Source organism: Streptomyces mabaensis (assembly GCF_053763515.1).
On the sequence record NZ_JBSOPZ010000022.1, the window covers coordinates 111170 to 127314 of the forward strand.

Genomic DNA, 16145 nt, shown 5'->3' on the forward strand with positions numbered 1-16145 from the left:
GCCACCCGAAAGGAGTCTCATTCTCCAGATCAAACGGGCATTGGCTCGATGACACGCCGCTTGGGCCCCTAGGATTCCCCCTATCACCTCACCGGTCTCATTCGACAGGAACCCCATGAGCGACACTTCCTCCCCCTTCGGCTTCGAGCTCGTGCGGCGTGGTTACGACCGCGGTCAGGTGGATGACCGCATTACCAAGCTCGTCGCCGACCGTGACAGCGCCCTGTCCCGTATCACCTCTCTGGAAAAGCGCATCGAGGAGCTGCACCTCGAGACGCAGAACGCCCAGGCCCAGGTCAACGACGCCGAGCCGTCGTACGCCGGCCTCGGCGCGCGTGTCGAGAAGATCCTCCGGCTCGCCGAGGAGGAGGCCAAGGACCTGCGCGAGGAGGCCCGTCGCGCCGCCGAGCAGCACCGCGAGCTGGCCGAGTCGGCCGCCCAGCAGGTGCGCAACGACGCCGAGTCCTTCGCCGCCGAGCGCAAGGCGAAGGCCGAGGACGAGGGCGTCCGGATCGTCGAGAAGGCGAAGGGCGAGGCGTCCTCGCTGCGCAGCGAGGCGCAGAAGGACGCCGCGTCCAAGCGTGAGGAGGCGGACGCGCTCTTCGAGGAGACCCGCGCCAAGGCCGCCCAGGCCGCCGCGGACTTCGAGACGAACCTCGCCAAGCGCCGCGAGCAGTCCGAGCGCGACCTGGCGTCCCGTCAGGCCAAGGCCGAGAAGCGTCTGGCGGAGATCGAGCACCGCGCCGAGCAGCTGCGCCTCGAGGCCGAGAAGCTGCGCACCGACGCGGAGCGCCGGGCCCGCCAGACGGTGGAGACGGCGCAGCGCCAGGCCGAGGACATCGTGGCCGACGCGAACGCCAAGGCCGACCGGATCCGCAGCGAATCCGAGCGCGAGCTGGCGGCGCTCACCAACCGCCGCGACTCCATCAACGCCCAGCTGACCAACGTCCGCGAGATGCTCGCGACGCTGACCGGTGCGGCCGTCGCGGCGGCCGGCTCCCCGGCCGACGACGAGCCGATCTCGCGCGGCGTCCCGGCACAGCAGACCCGCTAGCCCGGGCACCGGACCGGGTGCGCTGGTTCCTGCGCGCCTGATCCCCGCCCGTTCGCGGCCGAAGCCCCCCGCCCCCCTTGTCGGAGCGGGGGGCTTTGCGTGCGCGCGGCCGCAGGTCGAAAGGATTTCCGCCCGGAATGATCAAGGGGATTCCGATCTTCGAAAATCGGTGCGAGAACGGAACCGTCAACGGCCGGATATCCTCCTAACCCTTATGGGGCGACGGCCGCCCCAGCCTGGCGAGGGGCGGAGAATGATCGAGGCAGTCGGCCTGACGAAGCGCTACGGCGCCAAGACGGCCGTGTACAACCTTTCCTTCCAGGTGCGGCCGGGGTCCGTCACCGGATTCCTCGGCCCCAACGGATCCGGCAAGTCCACCACGATGCGGATGATCCTGGGCCTGGACCAGCCCAGCGCGGGCCATGTGACCATCGGCGGCCATCTTTTCCGCCGGCTCCCCAACGCGCCCCGCCAGGTCGGCGCCCTGCTGGACGCCAAGGCCGTGCACGGCGGCCGGCACGCCCGCAACCACCTGCTGTGCCTCGCGCAGCTGTCCGGCATCCCGGCGCGCCGGGTGGACGAGGTCCTGGGCGTGGTCGGGCTCCAGGACGTGGCCAGGAAGCGGTCCAAGGGCTTCTCCCTCGGTATGGGCCAGCGGCTCGGCATCGCCGCCGCGCTGCTCGGCGACCCGCAGGTGCTGCTCTTCGACGAGCCGGTCAACGGCCTCGACCCCGAGGGCATCCTCTGGGTCCGCAACCTGATGAAGCAGCTCGCCTCCGAGGGCCGTACCGTCTTCGTCTCCTCGCATCTGATGAGCGAGATGGCGCTGACGGCCGACCACCTGATCGTGATCGGCCGCGGTCAGCTGATGGCCGACATGAGCGTCAAGGACTTCATCTCGCACAACTCCGCGGACTTCGCCCGGGTGCGGACGCCGCAGACCGAACCGCAGCAGCGCGAGAAGCTGACGGCCGCTCTCACCGAGGCGGGCGGGCAGGTCATGCCGGAGCCGGACGGGGCGCTGCGGGTCACCGGACTGCCGCTGGCGCGGATCAGCGACGTGGCGCACGACGCGGACGTACGACTGTGGGAACTCTCCCCGCACCAGGCCTCGCTGGAGGAGGCGTACATGCGGATGACGCAGGGCGCCGTGGACTACCGCTCGACCACCGACCTGCGGGCCGGCCTCCAGCAGCCCGTGCCGCCGGGGTACGCCCCCCAGATGCTGCCGCCCGAGGTCCCGCAGCAGGGCTGGTACGCACCGCCGCCCCCGCAGGCCGGCGGTCAGGCGTTCGCGATGCCGGGCCCGGGGATGCCCGGCCCGGGGATGCCCGGCCCGGGGGTACCCCCGCCCGCGATGCCCTCGGCGCCCGCCCCGGGCGAGAACCCGTACCTGACCAAGAGTGACAACGAGGACGCCCGATGACGACCCCGTACCAGCAGCAGGCCCCGACGGGGCCGGGCTACACCTCGCCGATCCCGGTGACGTCCGCCCACCTCGGCCATGCTCTCGCCTCCGAGTGGACGAAGATCAAGTCGGTCCGCTCGACGATGTGGACGATCGGCATCCTGTTGCTCCTGGTGATCAGCATCGGGCTGCTGGCCGCGTTCCAGACCAGTGACTCCGACTTCGCGGACACGCCGTACACCGTGCCCGCGCTCTTCGGACTGCTGCTCGGCCAGATCTGTGTCATCACCCTCGGCGTGCTGGTCGTGTCGTCCGAATACGGCACCGGCATGATCCGCACCACCTTCACCGCCTCGCCGCAGCGCTGGCGTGTACTGGCCGCGAAGTTCGTGGTCTTCTTCCTGCTCACCTTCGTCGTCACCGCCGTCGCGATCGCCTTTGTCGGCCTGGTCACGGCGGGCCTGCACAGCGGCCCCGACGCCCGCGCGACCACCGGCGGGGAGTGGGCGCGGACCGTGCTCGGCGGCAGTTTGTACGTCACCCTGCTCGGCATGCTCGGGCTCGCCGTCGGCTCGATGCTGCGGCACTCGGCGGGGGCGATCACCACGATGCTGGGTGTGGTGCTGGTCCCGGCGATCATGCCGGCGTTCCTCTTCATCTGGGAGAGCACCCGCGGGGTGGCCGAGAAGGTGATGGAGTACAACGCCCCGAACTCGCTGTCCGCGATCTTCACTCTGCCGATGACGGGCGACGACGGCAACGGCATGAAGCAGCTCGCGCTGCTGGCCGTGGTCACGGCCGTCGCGATGGCCGGATCGTTCGCCCTGCTGGAGAAGCGGGACGTCTAGTACTTCGGCGCGTTACGGGACCGCTGCACCCGCGTGGTGCGGCGGTCCTTCGCGTTCCAGCAGGCCTTGTGCCAGTGCCTGCGGTCGTCCACCCCGCCGCCGTACTGCGGCCAGGCCACCACGTGCGGCACCCCCGGCGGGATTTCCTGGTCGCAGCCGGGGCAGCGGTAGCGCTTGCCGGCGGCACTTGCCCCGCTGACCTGGCGGACCAGCCAGTCCTCGCCCTGCCAGTCCTCGGTGCGCTCCAGTCCGTAGCGGTCCCCGCCGCCCGCACCGGTCTCGCGCTCGGTCGGATTCTCGCCGCCACGGGGGCGGTTGCGGCGCGGTGACACGTATACCTCACTCGGCGGGCGGTCCGGACGGTTTCGCTTCAGCCTACGCGCAGGCGCCTCGGGTACGCGCATGGTGACGACCGGGGCCAACAGCGCCCCGAGGGACGATTCCCCGACAATCTCAATAACTTCCCCGTCCGGCCGTGCCTTTGGCACGTGTCAGACGTTATTGCCGTATGAGGGGAGTGCCGCGTCGGCCGCAAGGAGGCAGAAGGCGATGCGCGTTGGAGCTTTTGTACTGGCCGCCCAGTTCCCGGGCCAGGGACACGGGGAGGCGTTGCACCGGGCGGTGCGGACCGCCGACCTGGCCGAGGAGTCGGGGCTGGATTCGGTGTGGCTCGCCGAGCACCACTTCGTTCCGTACGGCGTCTGCCCGTCCGCCGTGACGCTGGCCGCGCTGCTCCTCGGCCGCACGCGGCGGATCCGGGTCGGGACTGCGGTGAGCGTACTGCCGAGCGCGCATCCCGTGGCGGTCGGCGAACAGGCAGCGCTGCTGCACCTGACGTCCGGCGGGCGCTTCACGCTCGGCGTGGGGCGCGGCGGGCCATGGGTGGACCTGGAGGTCTTCGGAGCCGGCCTGGAGGCGTACGAGAGCGGCTTCCCGGAGTCGCTCGACCTGCTGCTGCGCTGGCTGCGCGAACCCCGGGTCTCGGCCGAGGGGGAACGATTCACCTTCCGTGAGGTCCCCGTCGTACCGCGTCCGGACGAGCTGCTCGGCGGCGTCGCGCCGGGCGGGCCGGACGGGCCGGACGGGCCGGAAGTGATCGTCGCGTGCACCTCCCCCGCGAGCGTGCGGCTGGCCGCCGAGCGCGGACTGCCGATGCTGCTCGGCATGCACTGCGGGGACGAGGAGAAGGCCGACATGGTCGCACTCTGGCGCAAGTCGGCGCTGGCCGCCGGGCGTTCACCGGACGAGGTCGCGGCCGCGGGCCATGTCTCGGCCGGGGTGGCGCAGATCGCGGACCGTACATCGGACGCGGCGGAGGCGCTCGTCAAGGCGATGCCGGGCTGGCTGAGGCAGGGACTGGACGCCCATGTGACCGTCGACGGCCGGAAGCGGCAGATGCGGGACCCGGTCGCCTACACGGAACTGCTCTGCGGACTGCACCCGGTGGGCACACCGCGGCTGGCCACCGACCGGCTGGCGGCGACGGCGGAACGCACCGGCATCACGCGGTTCGCGCTGCTCGTCGAGGGCTCCGGCGATCTCGCGGCCACGGAGGAGAACGTACGGCGTCTGGGCGCCGAGGTCCTGCCCCTCCTCGGCTGACCCGGACGGCTGCCGCTCCGGTACCAGACACCCGCAGCGATACGGAGCGGCAGCGATGAGTCCCAGGGCGCCCCTAGGGGGTGTCGTCAAAGTAGCGCCGTCCGCCCGAAGGGCGGGACCCGCGGCGTCTGGTGCGGTGCATCGCAAGGCGGAGGATCATCCTCGTACTGGACGTACTTGGATGACTCCGACAACGCGGCGAGGTGCCGTGCCAGGCGTCGCGGGTCAGGCGGGACTTTGACGACACCCCCTAGGGCACGGGCGCTAGCAGTCCCGCAGTTCCGGCGACTGGTTGAGCAGCTGGCCCCTGATGGAAGTGAAGCGGGCGAGCCGCTCGTCGGACGACGAGTCCAGCGGGAACACCGCCAGGCGGTGACAGTTCTGGAAGGCCAGGCGTACCCCGAAGTGCCGCTGCAGCGCACCACGTATCGCGTCACTCGCGAGGGCACGCAGAAGCTGGCCACGTGCCTGCTCGTCCGGCGGCGGCGTCTGGTTGTCGGCGAACTCTCCGCCGTCCACCTTCAGCTGTGCCACCAGAGAGCTGACCATCTCCCAGGCGTAGGGCAGGGAGGTCCGGACGCAGTCGACGAATGCGGCTTCGTCGACCTCGCCTCGCTCGGCCTGTTCGAGTAGGGCCGGTGAGACGTCGAGCGACATGGGTTCTCCTCTCGCGACCCCGGTGAGGGGGTCTTACGGGCAGGGAAGGAGATCGACGACGCAGCGTGCACGTTCGGCGACCTCCTGCTTACACGGTAAGCGCGCTGTCCGAACCGCACCAGGAGAATGCGACCACAACCAGCCAATAACGAACGGGGCCTTAGGGGCGAATCGCGTGGACCGCGCCCCGTCGAGTAGCGTTGCCGACCATGCGTCTCGTCATCGCCCGCTGCTCCGTCGACTACGCGGGCCGGCTCACCGCCCACCTGCCCTCGGCACCCCGTCTCATCCTGGTGAAGGCTGACGGCAGTGTCTCGATTCACGCGGACGACCGGGCGTACAAACCGCTCAACTGGATGTCGCCTCCCTGCACCCTCAAGGAGGGCATCGGGGCCGAGGCGGGCGTGTGGACCGTGGTGAACAAGGCCGGCGAGAAGCTGATCATCACGATGGAGGAGGTCTTCCACGACTCCTCGCACGAGCTCGGGGTGGACCCGGGGCTCGTCAAGGACGGCGTGGAAGCGCACCTGCAGGAGCTGCTGGCCGACCGAATCGAGACACTTGGTGAGGGTTACTCACTGATCCGCCGCGAATATCCCACCGCCATCGGGCCGGTGGACATCCTGTGCCGGGACTCCGACGGCGCGACGGTGGCGGTGGAGATCAAGCGGCGCGGCGAGATCGACGGCGTGGAGCAGCTGACGCGTTACCTGGAACTGCTGAACCGGGACCCCCATCTCGCCCCGGTACGGGGTGTCTTCGCGGCCCAGGAGATCAAGCCGCAGGCGCGCGTACTGGCGACGGACCGCGGCATCGGCTGTGTCGTCCTCGACTACAACGCGATGCGCGGCATCGAGGACGACAAGCTCAGGCTGTTCTGACCCGCTGCGGCGCCGGGCGCCGGCGCGGCTGTTATGACCCGCTGCGGGGCGGCCCCGGCGGCCCGGGCCGCCCGCCGTCCCGCCGCAGGCCGAGCCCCGCAGCGCGGCCTCTGCCCCTCCCTGCCGACGGCCGGGAACGGGCGGCCCTGCCGTCCACTGCGGGACGAGCCCGACCCGCCCGTCGGCCCGGCGGCCCTGCCGCCGGTCGTTGTCGCGTCACCGAACGGCCCGTGGGCTCCGCCGCCTCCGGCATCTGAGCCTCCTCAGGCGAACCACCAGCGAGATCAGCGGCCCCTCGAACCCGGGGATCTCGCTGAGGCAGCAGCCACACCCTTCCGGTCGCCCCCGGCCGGCGAGACCGTACCGAGCAGGGGCGTACCGAGCGCGGCGCCGCGGACGAGCCGCCCGGTCAGGTCCCGTCGGCCGACGGGTTCGTGCCGCCGCGGGACGAGTCCGTGGGTACCGGTCGGCTCCGACGTTTGCGACCGCCGGGGCGGACTGCCGCTACTGACCCGTGCCGCCCGGTGCTCCGGCGGTCGTGCCGCCGCTCTCCGTTCCGCCGCTGGACGAGCCCGTGGTGCCGCCCGTTTCGGTTCCGCCCGTGGTGGGCGTACCGCCGGTTTCCGTGCCACCGGTGGTGGGTGTACCGCCGGTTTCGGTGCCGCCCGTGGTGGGCGTGCCGCCGGTTTCCGTTCCTCCGGTCGTCGGTGTACCGCCGGTTTCCGTGCCCCCCGTGGAGGGCGTACCCCCGGTCTGGGTCCCGCCCGTGGTCGGCGTGCCGGTTCCTGTCCCGCCCGTCGTGGTACCGCCCGTGCTGGTCCCGCCCGTCGTGGACGTACCGCCGGTGCCGGTCCCACCCGTGGTCGCCGGGTCCCCGCCGGGCGACGAGGGACTTGACGCGCTGCCGCTCTCGCCGGGCGTGGCGGAGCCACCCGTACCGCCCGTCGAACCCGTCGTGCCAGACGTGCCGGCTTGGTCTCCGCCCTGGCCGGGGCGCTTCGTCGCGTCGTGCGTCGGCTCGTCCGCGTTCAGGTCGCCCCTGCCGCGGTCCTCGTTCGCCGACTGTTCCGACTTGACCTTGTCGCTGGGCGCGTCGTTGCCCTCCGACGTCGCTCCGAGCGTCACGACCGTGCCCAGCACCACCGCCAGCAGCGCGCCCGCTCCGGCCGCGACCGCGTTGCGGCGCGCGCCGGTCAGGAGCGTGCGGCGGGCGCCGGACAGGCTGAACGACGCCGGGCGGGAGGGGGTGGGCGGCGGGGTGAACAGGGGCGCCGTCGCGCCCCCGGTGTCCGAGAGCCGGACCGGCGGGAACGGGGACCGTATGCCGCCGGGCGGCGAGGCGGGCTCCTCGGTGCGGACCGCCGGGAGTTCTTCGCCCACCGGCACACCTACGCCGGGCACCGGCCCGCCGGAGCGGTCGGCGACCAGCGCCAGCGCCCGGCGGCCGGCGACCGTGCCGCGCTTGTCGGCCAGCGCCCCGCGGAGCCCGATGGAGGCCTCCAACTCGGCGCGGGCCCGGTCCAGCTGCCCGGCGCACAGCGCCAGGACGCCCAACTCGTGGTGGAAGTACGCCTCTTCCGCGACCTCTCCCGCGATCCGCGCGGCCTCCTGGCCGGACCGCAGGATGCGCTCCCAGGCGCTCCAGTGCAGGCCGGTGGCGAAGGCCGGCGCCGCGGTGCGCGCCAGCAGGACGGCGGCGCTCGGGTGGCCGTCCGCCTCGCTCGGTACGAGCATCGTCATCGCCGACAGCACCGCGTCCGCCTCGGCCGCGGCCCGCTCCGGGGTGACCGAGGGGTGCCCGGTCCACCAGGCGTAGTGCTGGGCGGCGGTGTGCGCACGGTCGGCCGCGCCCTGCCCGTACCCCGCGTCCTCCAGCTGCGCGGCGACACCGGTGGCCAGCCGGTAGCGCGAGCCGACCGGGGTCAGCAGTCCACAGCCCAGCAGCTCGCCGAGCGCGGCGTCGGCGTGGGTGTCCCCCACGAGGGCCGGCAGGTGCGCCTGGTGCGGCACCTCACCGGCGAGGGCGACGGCGAAGCGCAGCGTCTCGCGCGCCGACTCGCTCAGCCGGGACGTGAGCAGCGCCACCGGGGCAGCGCCTTCCGCGAGACTCGGCAGCGGGGCGTCCCGGCTGTCGGCGGCGTCGAAGACCCCCGGCTCGTCACGGTCGTCCGGCTCGGCGCGCAGCGCGTCGCGCTGCCGCAGCAGCCCACCCGCCTGGACGAAGCGCAGCGGCAGGCCCTCGGACTCGAACCACAGGTCGCCCGCCCAGCTCGCCTCGTCGTCGGTGAGCGGCCGGGACACGGCCCGTTCCAGGAGTTCCAGGGTGGAGCCGCGGTCGAGGCCGCTGAGGAAGACCTCTTCGAGGTGGGAGTCGGCCGACGGCGCCGGAACATCCGGCGTCGCGGCGAGCAGATAGGCGCATTCGGGCGTCGCTTCGAGCAGTTCGTCGAGCGCGCTGCCGCCGAATTCCAGGTCGTCGAGGATGACGACCGCTCCGATGTCGCGCACCCGGGCCAGCAGAGCGGGCCGGTCGGGCCGGTACAGCGGGGCGTCGAAGACGGTGGCGAAGAGGGCGTGCAGGAGGTCGGTGGCGGTCCGGCGGTGGCCGGAGAGCCGTACGACGCCGTCGGGCGCGAGGTCCGCGCAGTCGGCGGCGACCGTGTCAAGCAGGGTGGTACGCCCGGAACCCGACGGTCCGGTGAGCCGCACGGAGCGCCCGCGGCCCAGCAGGCGTACCAGCCGCTCGCGCTCCTCCTGACGCTCCAGCAGGGGGAGTTCGGGGGAGGCGGGCCCCGCCGGAACCGGCGGCAGGCCCGCGCGCCGCACATCGGCGCGGTCGTCGGCGCCTCGTCTGACCGGCTCGGGCGGCTCCTGACCCGGACGGCAGGGTTCTATCTCGCTGCCGTCGACGGGATTGACCGTCAGCAGGAAGTCGCCGGAGACGAGCTGGACGACCCGGGCCGGACCGGCAGCCGAGCTGCCGCGGGCGGGTATCGGCGGCCGTGGCGCGCCGTCCTCCGCCGGAGCGCGCTCCGCGAACTCGTCGTTGTCATGGCCGCCATGGCCGTACTCTTCGGATCCCCGGTTGATCGGGTCCATGGTCACGCCCCCAGATGCGTCGCGTGTCGTTAGCCGTTGCCCCTCCCGGCCTTTCGCACACTCCGCTGTCGCTTCTGGTCCGGTGCCCGCCGCGAGGGTTCACCAATCGGCAGGCGACCGAACCCTAGACCTTCGGAGAGGATCCGGGAACAGCCGGGGTACCCCCCGGTCCCAGACGTCACGGTCTCGTGAGGATTGCGGGTAACGCCTGCTTCACACAGGTGCTTCACACCTCCGCCGCCGATGGTTCAGACGCGCCGGACCACAGCCGCTCCCACAGCCGCTCCCCCGGTCACACCCGCGGCAGCGACTCCGCCGCGATCCCGCCCTCGATGGCCAGGATGCGGTGCAGCCGGGTCGCCACGAGCAGCCGCTGCATCTGCGGCGGCACCCCGCGCAGCACGAGCCGGCGGCCGGTCCGCCCGGCCCGCCGGTGCGCGCCCATGATGACGCCGAGGCCGGTGGCGTCCCAGGAGTCGAGTGCGGTCAGGTCCAGCACGAGGTCACCGGTACCGGCGTCGAGGGCCGCGTGCAGGACCGTACGGGCGTCCGCCGCGCTGCGCACGTCGAGGCGGCCCCCGACGGCCAGTTCGGCGTGGTCGCCCCTGATGTGCATAAGTACTCCCCGGCAGGCTGCGTGCGTGCGTCTGCGTTCTTCGTGTCTCTCACTGCAACTGACTGCCTCTGGGACAGGGAAGTTGCCGTCTGTAAGCGAACCGATACCAAATTCACCCGGTGGGGTGATACCAAAGCGGCCGGTACCACTCAGTGCTTGTAGAAGCCCTGCCCGCTCTTGCGGCCGATGTCACCCGCGTCCACCATCCGGCGCATCAGCTCCGGCGGTGCGAACTTCTCGTCCTGCGACTCGGTGTAGATGTTGCTGGTGGCGTGCAGCAGGATGTCGACGCCGGTCAGGTCGGCGGTCGCCAGCGGCCCCATGGCGTGACCGAAGCCCAGCTTGCAGGCGATGTCGATGTCCTCGGCCGAGGCCACGCCCGACTCGTACAGCTTGGCGGCCTCGACGACGAGCGCCGAGATCAGCCGGGTGGTGACGAAGCCGGCGACATCGCGGTTGACCACGATGCAGGTCTTGCCGACGGACTCGGCGAACTCCCGCGTGGTGGCGAGGGTTTCGTCGCTGGTCTTGTAGCCGCGGACCAGCTCGCAGAGCTGCATCATCGGGACGGGCGAGAAGAAGTGCGCGCCGACGACGCGCTCCGGGCGCTCGGTGACCGCCGCGATCTTCGTGATCGGGATGGCGGAGGTGTTCGAGGCGAGCACGGTGTCGTCGCGTACGAGCTTGTCGAGCGTACGGAAGATCTCGTGCTTGACCTCGAGCTTCTCGAAGACCGCCTCGACGACGATGTCGGCGTCGCCGGCCCCGTCCAGGTCGGTGGTCGTGGAGATGCGCGCGAGCGCGGCCTCCGCGTCCTCCGCCGACAGCTTGCCCTTGGCCACGAACTTGTCGTACGAGGCCTTGATGCCGTCGGTGCCGCGAGTCAGGGCCGCGTCGGTGACATCACGCAGGACGACGTCCCAGCCCGCCTGGGCCGAGACCTGCGCGATACCGGACCCCATGAGTCCGGCCCCGATGACGGCGAGCTTCCTGGCCACTGTCGGCACCCCTTGATTGTCTTGGTCTCAACGGCTGTTTACGTTCTGCTCTCCGGCGGAGATTAGCGCCCGTGAGGGGCCCGTTGGGGGGTAAGAGGTGCGAGTCACATCCCAAATCGTGGACATCACATCGGGGCTACGCTGACCGCATGGTCAATCTGACGCGCATCTACACCCGTACCGGCGACCAGGGCACCACCGCTCTCGGCGACATGAGCCGGACCGCCAAGACCGATCTGCGGATCTCGGCGTACGCCGACGCCAACGAGGCCAATGCCGTCATCGGTACGGCTATCGCCCTGGGCTCGCTCCCGGAGGAGATCGTGAAGGTGCTCGTCCGCGTCCAGAACGACCTGTTCGACGTGGGCGCGGACCTCTCCACCCCGGTGGTGGAGGACCCGAAGTACCCGCCGCTCCGGGTCGAGCAGCCCTACATCGACAAGCTGGAGGCCGACTGCGACCGCTTCCTGGAGGAGGTGGAGAAGCTGCGCAGCTTCATCCTCCCCGGAGGGACACCGGGAGCGGCCCTGCTGCACCAGGCGTGCACGGTCGTCCGGCGGGCCGAGCGGTCCACCTGGGCGGCCTTCGAGGTGCACGGGCAGATCATGAACCCGCTCACCGCGACCTACCTCAACCGCCTCTCCGACCTCCTGTTCATCCTGGCCCGAGTGGCCAACAAGGAGGTCGGAGACGTGCTCTGGGTGCCCGGCGGCGAGCGCTGACGCGCCCGGACACCCGCTAGAGCCGCTTGGTCAGCGGCCGGGGCCGCTCCTCCGCCCCGGCGGCCGGGGCCTTCTTCGGCCAGATCACGTACGTGAGGGCGATCAGGCCGTGGATGCCGGCGACCCGCCAGGCCGTCCACTGCCAGGACCGCAGCGAGCCGCTCCGGCCCGCGTCGCCCACGTACCAGACCGCGAGCTGGAGCAGGCCGGACGCGACGGCCGCCGCCAGGACGGTACGCAGCCAGAGCCGGGCCTCGTGCCTGGCGCGGGCCGTCCCGTAGCGCGGCGGCCGGACCGGCGGCGGGCCGTCCGCGAAGCGGTACGCGAAGTGGCCGTCGATCCACTTGATCGTGTAGTGGCCGTACGCGACCGTGTAGCCGATGTACACCGCCGCGAGCCCGTGCCGCCACGCCGGTTCGGCGCCGTTCCTGAGGTCGATCGTGGTCGCCACCAGCAGCACGACCTCCAGCAGCGGCTCGCAGAGCAGTACGGCGATGCCGGCGCGCGGCATCTTCGCGAGGTAGCGCAGGGCCAGGCCGCCGGCCAGCAGCACCCAGAATCCGGCCTCGCAGATGACGATCAGCGTGACGATCACGACAGTCTCCCTTCCGGCTCCGTACCAGCGTCCCGTCGGTTCCGGGCCGGATCGTCGTCACCGCTGACGAACTGCGACTGCATCCTTCGATGTACGCGTCCCTCACCCCGGACGAGGAGGCCCCGGCGCGCCGCAGCGTGTTGGATGGTCACGTGATCGCGCTCCCCCGCCCGCACCCCCACGACGTCCTCCTCGCGGCGGTCGGGCTGTCCAGCGGTGTTCTGCTGTGGGCGCTGGGGCTGCACGCCCAGGGGCTCCGTCTCCTGCTGCCGGGGTGGACGACGCTCGTGCCGCTCGTGGTGATGGCGGCGATGGAGCTGCTGCGCAGGACCGCGCCGCGCACCGCGATGCTCGTCGGCACCGGCGCGGTGATCGCGGACCAGCTCACCCAGGGCAATCTGGCGACGATCCTGATGTTCACGGACCTGATGTACGCCGCCGTGGTGTACGGCCCGCCCGCCTCGGCCCGCCGTATCCCGGTGACCACCGGGATGATCACCGTCGCGGTGACGATCACGGCCCTGGCCTGGATCCGCGAGCCCGAGGCGCTGCTCATCGGGGTGGTGACCGGGCTGGTCTCGTTCGGGCCCGCTCTCACCGGCGCCACCCTGCGCAACCACCGCGAGGCGGCGGAGGCGGCCCGGCTGCGGGCCGGGCAGACCGCGCTGCTCGCCGAGATGGACCGCAGTCAGGCGATCGTCGCCGAGCGCGCCCGGATGGCGCGCGAGCTGCACGACATGGTGGCCAACCATCTGTCGGCCATCGCCATCCACTCCACCGCGGCGCTCTCCCTCGATTCGCCGGCGACCAGCAAGGACGCGCTCACCGTCATCCGGGAGAACAGCGTGGCCGGGCTGGCCGAGATGCGCCGGCTGATCGGCCTGCTGCGGGACAGCGGCGGAGAGACGGAGCCGGCCGCCGCGCCGCGGCTGGACGGGCTGGCCGCCCTGGTCGAGCAGGCCCGTACGAACGGCTCCGCGAGCGGGCTGCGGTTCGTCCTGGCGGCCGGCCACGACGGCCGCGACCGCCTCGACGGCTTCCCGTCGCGGGACGCGCTCCCGGCGCCGGTCGAGATGGCCGCGTACCGGATCGTGCAGGAGTCGCTGACCAACGCGATCAAGCACGCGGTGCCCGGGGAGGTGTCGGTCGCCCTGAGCCGCTCCAACGGGGCCCTGACCGTACGGGTCAGCAGCCCGTACGGCGACCGGCCCGGCCCCCGCGCACCCGGCTCGGGGGCCGGCCTGGTGGGCATGCGGGAGCGGGTCGCGCTGCTGGGCGGGGAGTTCGAGGCGGGCCCGGTGAGCGCCCCCGACGGGACCAGGATCTGGCAGGTGCGGGCGGTACTGCCCGCCGAGGAGAGGACGGCGGGCGCATGACGACCGGGGTGATCCGGGTGCTGGTCGCGGAGGACCAGTCGGCCGTACGGGCAGGTCTGGTGCTGATCCTGCGCAGCACCGCGGACATCGAGGTGGTGGGTGAGGCCGCGGACGGCGAGCAGGCGGTGCGGCTGGCGCGGGAGCTGCGGCCGGATGTGGTGCTGATGGATGTGCAGATGCCCCGGCTGGACGGGGTCTCGGCCACCCGGCAGGTGGTGGGCGAGCAGCTCGCCGACGTCCTGGTACTGACCACGTTCGATCTGGACGAGTACGTCTTCGGGGCGCTGCGCGCGGGCGCGGCCGGCTTCCTGCTGAAGAACACCGACGCGAAGGACCTGATCGAGGCGGTACGGACGGTGGCCCGCGGCGAGGGCCTGATCGCCCCGGCGGTGACGCGCCGGCTGATCGCCGAGTTCGCCTCGGCCCGGCCCCCGCGCTCCGCGAACGGCACCGACCCGGCCGTGCTCGACGTACTGACGCGGCGCGAGCGTGAGGTGCTGTCCTGTCTGGGCGAGGGTCTGTCCAACGCCGAGATCGCGGTACGTCTGGACATGGCCGAGGCCACGGTGAAGACGCATGTGAGCAGGCTGCTCGGCAAGCTGGAGCTGCGCAGCCGGGTACAAGCGGCGGTGCTGGCCCAGGAGTTGGGCGTCTGAGCCGTCCGTCCTGGGGTGTCTGAGCCGCCCGTTCTCGTTCTAAGGTCTGGACCTCTTGACGGTTGGTCCAGACCTTTCTACGCTCACCGCAATTACTGCGGTGAGCATGCCATGACAAAAATCCCCCATGGCGTCTCACCGGGCGGCGCAGGTCCACGTCTCTCAACCCCCACCGTCAGGACCTCACCCGAGGAGCCCCGTTGAGTACAGGAACGACCAGACGCACCACTCGATTCAGGTCGAGAGCAACAGCCGGCCTCACGGCCCTGCTGCTCCCCCTCGCCGCCCTCGTCGGCCTGGCCTCCCCCGCCGAGGCCGCCGAGGCGACCGCCACGTACACCAAGGTCTCCGACTGGGGCACCGGCTTCGAGGGCAAGTGGACGGTGAAGAACACCGGCAGCACGTCCCTCGCCTCGTGGACCGTCGAATGGGACTTCCCGGCCGGTACGGCCGTCACCTCCGCCTGGGACGCCGATGTCACCGGCTCGGGCAACCACTGGACCGCCAAGAACAAGAGCTGGAACGGCACCCTCGCGCCGGGCGCCAGTGTCAGTTTCGGCTTCAACGGAACCGGCGGCGGCTCCCCCAGCGGCTGCAAGCTCAACGGCGCCTCCTGCAGCGGCGGCCCGAGCGTGCCCGGCGACAACCCGCCCTCCGCCCCCGGCACCCCGGCCGCGAGCGGTATCACCAACACCTCGCTGAAGCTCACCTGGAGCGCGGCCACCGACGACAAGGGCGTCAAGAACTACGACGTCTTCCGCGGCTCCACCAAGATCGCGACGGTCACCGGCACCAGCCACACCGACACGGGCCTGACCGCCGGCACGACGTACACGTACAGCGTGAAGGCCCGTGACACCGCCGACCAGGTCGGTCCGTCCAGCGGCTCGCTGACCGCCACGACCACCGGCGGCACCACCCCGAACCCGGGAGCCAAGGTCAAGCTCGGCTACTTCACCGAGTGGGGCATCTACGGCCGGAACTACCACGTGAAGAACCTGGTCACCTCGGGCTCGGCCGCGAAGATCACGCACATCAACTACGCGTTCGGCAACGTCCAGGGCGGCAAGTGCACGATCGGGGACGCCTTCGCCGACTACGACAAGGCGTACACCGCCGACCAGAGCGTCGACGGCGTGGCCGACACCTGGGACCAGCCGCTGCGCGGCAACTTCAACCAGCTGCGCAAGCTCAAGAAGCAGTACCCGCACATCAAGGTGCTGTGGTCCTTCGGCGGCTGGACCTGGTCCGGCGGCTTCGGCCAGGCGGTGCAGAACCCGGCCGCCTTCGCCCAGTCCTGCTACGACCTGGTGGAGGACCCGCGCTGGGCCGACGTCTTCGACGGCATCGACCTGGACTGGGAGTACCCCAACGCGTGCGGTCTGTCCTGTGACACCAGCGGGCCCGCGGCGGTCAAGAACATGATGCAGGCCATGCGCGCCAAGTTCGGCAGCTCGAACCTGGTCACCGCGGCCATCACCGCCGACGCCTCCAGCGGCGGCAAGATCGACGCCGCCGACTACGCGGGCGCCGCCCAGTACGTCGACTTCTACAACTGTCGGCGTACACGTGAACGTCCCCACCCGCGTACGGATGAACGTCCCCAGTTCTTGATGCCTTGAAGGGACACCTT

14 protein-coding genes and 1 pseudogene are annotated in these 16145 nt (G+C 71.5%); 9 read left to right on the forward strand and 6 right to left on the reverse strand.

What is annotated here, in order from left to right; all coding sequences use genetic code 11:
- Window positions 1–115 precede the first annotated feature (115 nt).
- The 3 genes from ACWV17_RS20790 (at window position 116) to ACWV17_RS20800 (ending at window position 3310) form a co-directional block, all read left to right on the forward strand.
- Window positions 116–1054 carry a cellulose-binding protein gene (locus ACWV17_RS20790; RefSeq protein ID WP_455354166.1) on the forward strand — a complete coding sequence of 313 codons (939 nt, stop codon included), beginning with the start codon at window positions 116–118 and terminating at the stop codon, window positions 1052–1054.
- Window positions 1055–1307: 253 nt separating this feature from the next.
- Window positions 1308–2480, forward strand: a complete 1173-nt coding sequence (locus ACWV17_RS20795) for an ATP-binding cassette domain-containing protein (RefSeq protein WP_455360927.1) — start codon at window positions 1308–1310, stop codon at window positions 2478–2480.
- Window positions 2477–3310 (forward strand): ABC transporter permease, encoded by an 834-nt coding sequence (locus ACWV17_RS20800; protein ID WP_455354164.1) that lies wholly within the window; start codon window positions 2477–2479, stop codon window positions 3308–3310. Before ACWV17_RS20795 ends, ACWV17_RS20800 begins: the two co-directional genes overlap by 4 nt.
- Here the strand turns inward: ACWV17_RS20800 and ACWV17_RS20805 are convergent.
- Window positions 3307–3642 carry an ATP/GTP-binding protein gene (locus ACWV17_RS20805; RefSeq protein ID WP_455354163.1) on the reverse strand — a complete coding sequence of 112 codons (336 nt, stop codon included), beginning with the start codon at window positions 3640–3642 and terminating at the stop codon, window positions 3307–3309. The two genes, ACWV17_RS20800 and ACWV17_RS20805, sit on opposite strands and share 4 nt — an antisense overlap.
- A gap of 217 nt (window positions 3643–3859) precedes the next feature.
- On the opposite strand from ACWV17_RS20805, the gene ACWV17_RS20810 reads away from it, so the two are divergent.
- Window positions 3860–4912 (forward strand): LLM class flavin-dependent oxidoreductase, encoded by a 1053-nt coding sequence (locus ACWV17_RS20810; protein ID WP_455360928.1) that lies wholly within the window; start codon window positions 3860–3862, stop codon window positions 4910–4912.
- Window positions 4913–5176: 264 nt separating this feature from the next.
- Here the strand turns inward: ACWV17_RS20810 and ACWV17_RS20815 are convergent, their stop codons facing one another.
- Window positions 5177–5569, reverse strand: coding sequence for an SCO5389 family protein (locus ACWV17_RS20815; protein ID WP_455354161.1), 393 nt, complete (start codon window positions 5567–5569; stop codon window positions 5177–5179).
- Window positions 5570–5778: 209 nt separating this feature from the next.
- On the opposite strand from ACWV17_RS20815, the gene nucS reads away from it, so the two are divergent.
- Window positions 5779–6450, forward strand: coding sequence for an endonuclease NucS (nucS, locus tag ACWV17_RS20820; protein ID WP_455354160.1), 672 nt, complete (start codon window positions 5779–5781; stop codon window positions 6448–6450).
- A gap of 504 nt (window positions 6451–6954) precedes the next feature.
- Here the strand turns inward: nucS and ACWV17_RS20825 are convergent.
- From ACWV17_RS20825 to ACWV17_RS20835, 3 genes are all read right to left on the reverse strand, one after another.
- A complete protein-coding gene (locus ACWV17_RS20825; RefSeq protein WP_455360929.1) occupies window positions 6955–9549 on the reverse strand; it encodes an ATP-binding protein in 2595 nt (864 codons plus the stop codon).
- Between the two features lie 292 nt (window positions 9550–9841).
- Window positions 9842–10165, reverse strand: coding sequence for an STAS domain-containing protein (locus ACWV17_RS20830; RefSeq protein ID WP_455354158.1), 324 nt, complete (start codon window positions 10163–10165; stop codon window positions 9842–9844).
- Window positions 10166–10314: 149 nt separating this feature from the next.
- Window positions 10315–11163 carry a 3-hydroxyacyl-CoA dehydrogenase family protein gene (locus tag ACWV17_RS20835; RefSeq protein ID WP_455360938.1) on the reverse strand — a complete coding sequence of 283 codons (849 nt, stop codon included), beginning with the start codon at window positions 11161–11163 and terminating at the stop codon, window positions 10315–10317.
- A gap of 149 nt (window positions 11164–11312) precedes the next feature.
- On the opposite strand from ACWV17_RS20835, the gene ACWV17_RS20840 reads away from it, so the two are divergent.
- The gene (locus tag ACWV17_RS20840) at window positions 11313–11885 is read left to right on the forward strand and encodes a cob(I)yrinic acid a,c-diamide adenosyltransferase (protein WP_455354157.1); all 573 of its coding nucleotides are present in this window, start codon (window positions 11313–11315) and stop codon (window positions 11883–11885) included.
- Window positions 11886–11901: 16 nt separating this feature from the next.
- Here the strand turns inward: ACWV17_RS20840 and ACWV17_RS20845 are convergent, their stop codons facing one another.
- Window positions 11902–12480, reverse strand: a complete 579-nt coding sequence (locus ACWV17_RS20845; protein WP_455360930.1) for a hypothetical protein — start codon at window positions 12478–12480, stop codon at window positions 11902–11904.
- Window positions 12481–12569: 89 nt separating this feature from the next.
- Between ACWV17_RS20845 and ACWV17_RS20850 the strand changes: the two genes are divergently transcribed.
- From ACWV17_RS20850 to ACWV17_RS20860, 3 genes and pseudogenes are all read left to right on the forward strand, one after another.
- Complete coding sequence (locus ACWV17_RS20850) at window positions 12570–13856, forward strand: sensor histidine kinase (RefSeq protein ID WP_455360931.1); 1287 nt, start codon at window positions 12570–12572, stop codon at window positions 13854–13856.
- The gene (locus ACWV17_RS20855) at window positions 13853–14512 is read left to right on the forward strand and encodes a response regulator (protein ID WP_455360932.1); all 660 of its coding nucleotides are present in this window, start codon (window positions 13853–13855) and stop codon (window positions 14510–14512) included. Before ACWV17_RS20850 ends, ACWV17_RS20855 begins: the two co-directional genes overlap by 4 nt.
- A 200-nt stretch (window positions 14513–14712) precedes the next feature.
- Window positions 14713–16068 (forward strand): annotated as a pseudogene (locus ACWV17_RS20860) (glycosyl hydrolase family 18 protein); the annotation flags it as partial.
- Window positions 16069–16145: the final 77 nt, after the last annotated feature.

What these genes read in the sequence shown, in the direction of transcription:
- ACWV17_RS20815 (WP_455354161.1), bottom strand. Translation starts at nt 5,569, where the DNA reads ATGTCGCTCGACGTCTCACCGGCCCTACTCGAACAGGCCGAGCGAGGC.
- ACWV17_RS20825 (WP_455360929.1), bottom strand. Translation starts at nt 9,549, where the DNA reads ATGGACCCGATCAACCGGGGATCCGAAGAGTACGGCCATGGCGGCCAT.
- nucS (WP_455354160.1), top strand. Translation starts at nt 5,779, where the DNA reads ATGCGTCTCGTCATCGCCCGCTGCTCCGTCGACTACGCGGGCCGGCTC.
- ACWV17_RS20850 (WP_455360931.1), top strand. Translation starts at nt 12,570, where the DNA reads ATGTACGCGTCCCTCACCCCGGACGAGGAGGCCCCGGCGCGCCGCAGC.
- ACWV17_RS20800 (WP_455354164.1), top strand. Translation starts at nt 2,477, where the DNA reads ATGACGACCCCGTACCAGCAGCAGGCCCCGACGGGGCCGGGCTACACC.
- ACWV17_RS20810 (WP_455360928.1), top strand. Translation starts at nt 3,860, where the DNA reads ATGCGCGTTGGAGCTTTTGTACTGGCCGCCCAGTTCCCGGGCCAGGGA.
- ACWV17_RS20840 (WP_455354157.1), top strand. Translation starts at nt 11,313, where the DNA reads ATGGTCAATCTGACGCGCATCTACACCCGTACCGGCGACCAGGGCACC.
- ACWV17_RS20790 (WP_455354166.1), top strand. Translation starts at nt 116, where the DNA reads ATGAGCGACACTTCCTCCCCCTTCGGCTTCGAGCTCGTGCGGCGTGGT.
- ACWV17_RS20830 (WP_455354158.1), bottom strand. Translation starts at nt 10,165, where the DNA reads ATGCACATCAGGGGCGACCACGCCGAACTGGCCGTCGGGGGCCGCCTC.
- ACWV17_RS20855 (WP_455360932.1), top strand. Translation starts at nt 13,853, where the DNA reads ATGACGACCGGGGTGATCCGGGTGCTGGTCGCGGAGGACCAGTCGGCC.
- ACWV17_RS20795 (WP_455360927.1), top strand. Translation starts at nt 1,308, where the DNA reads ATGATCGAGGCAGTCGGCCTGACGAAGCGCTACGGCGCCAAGACGGCC.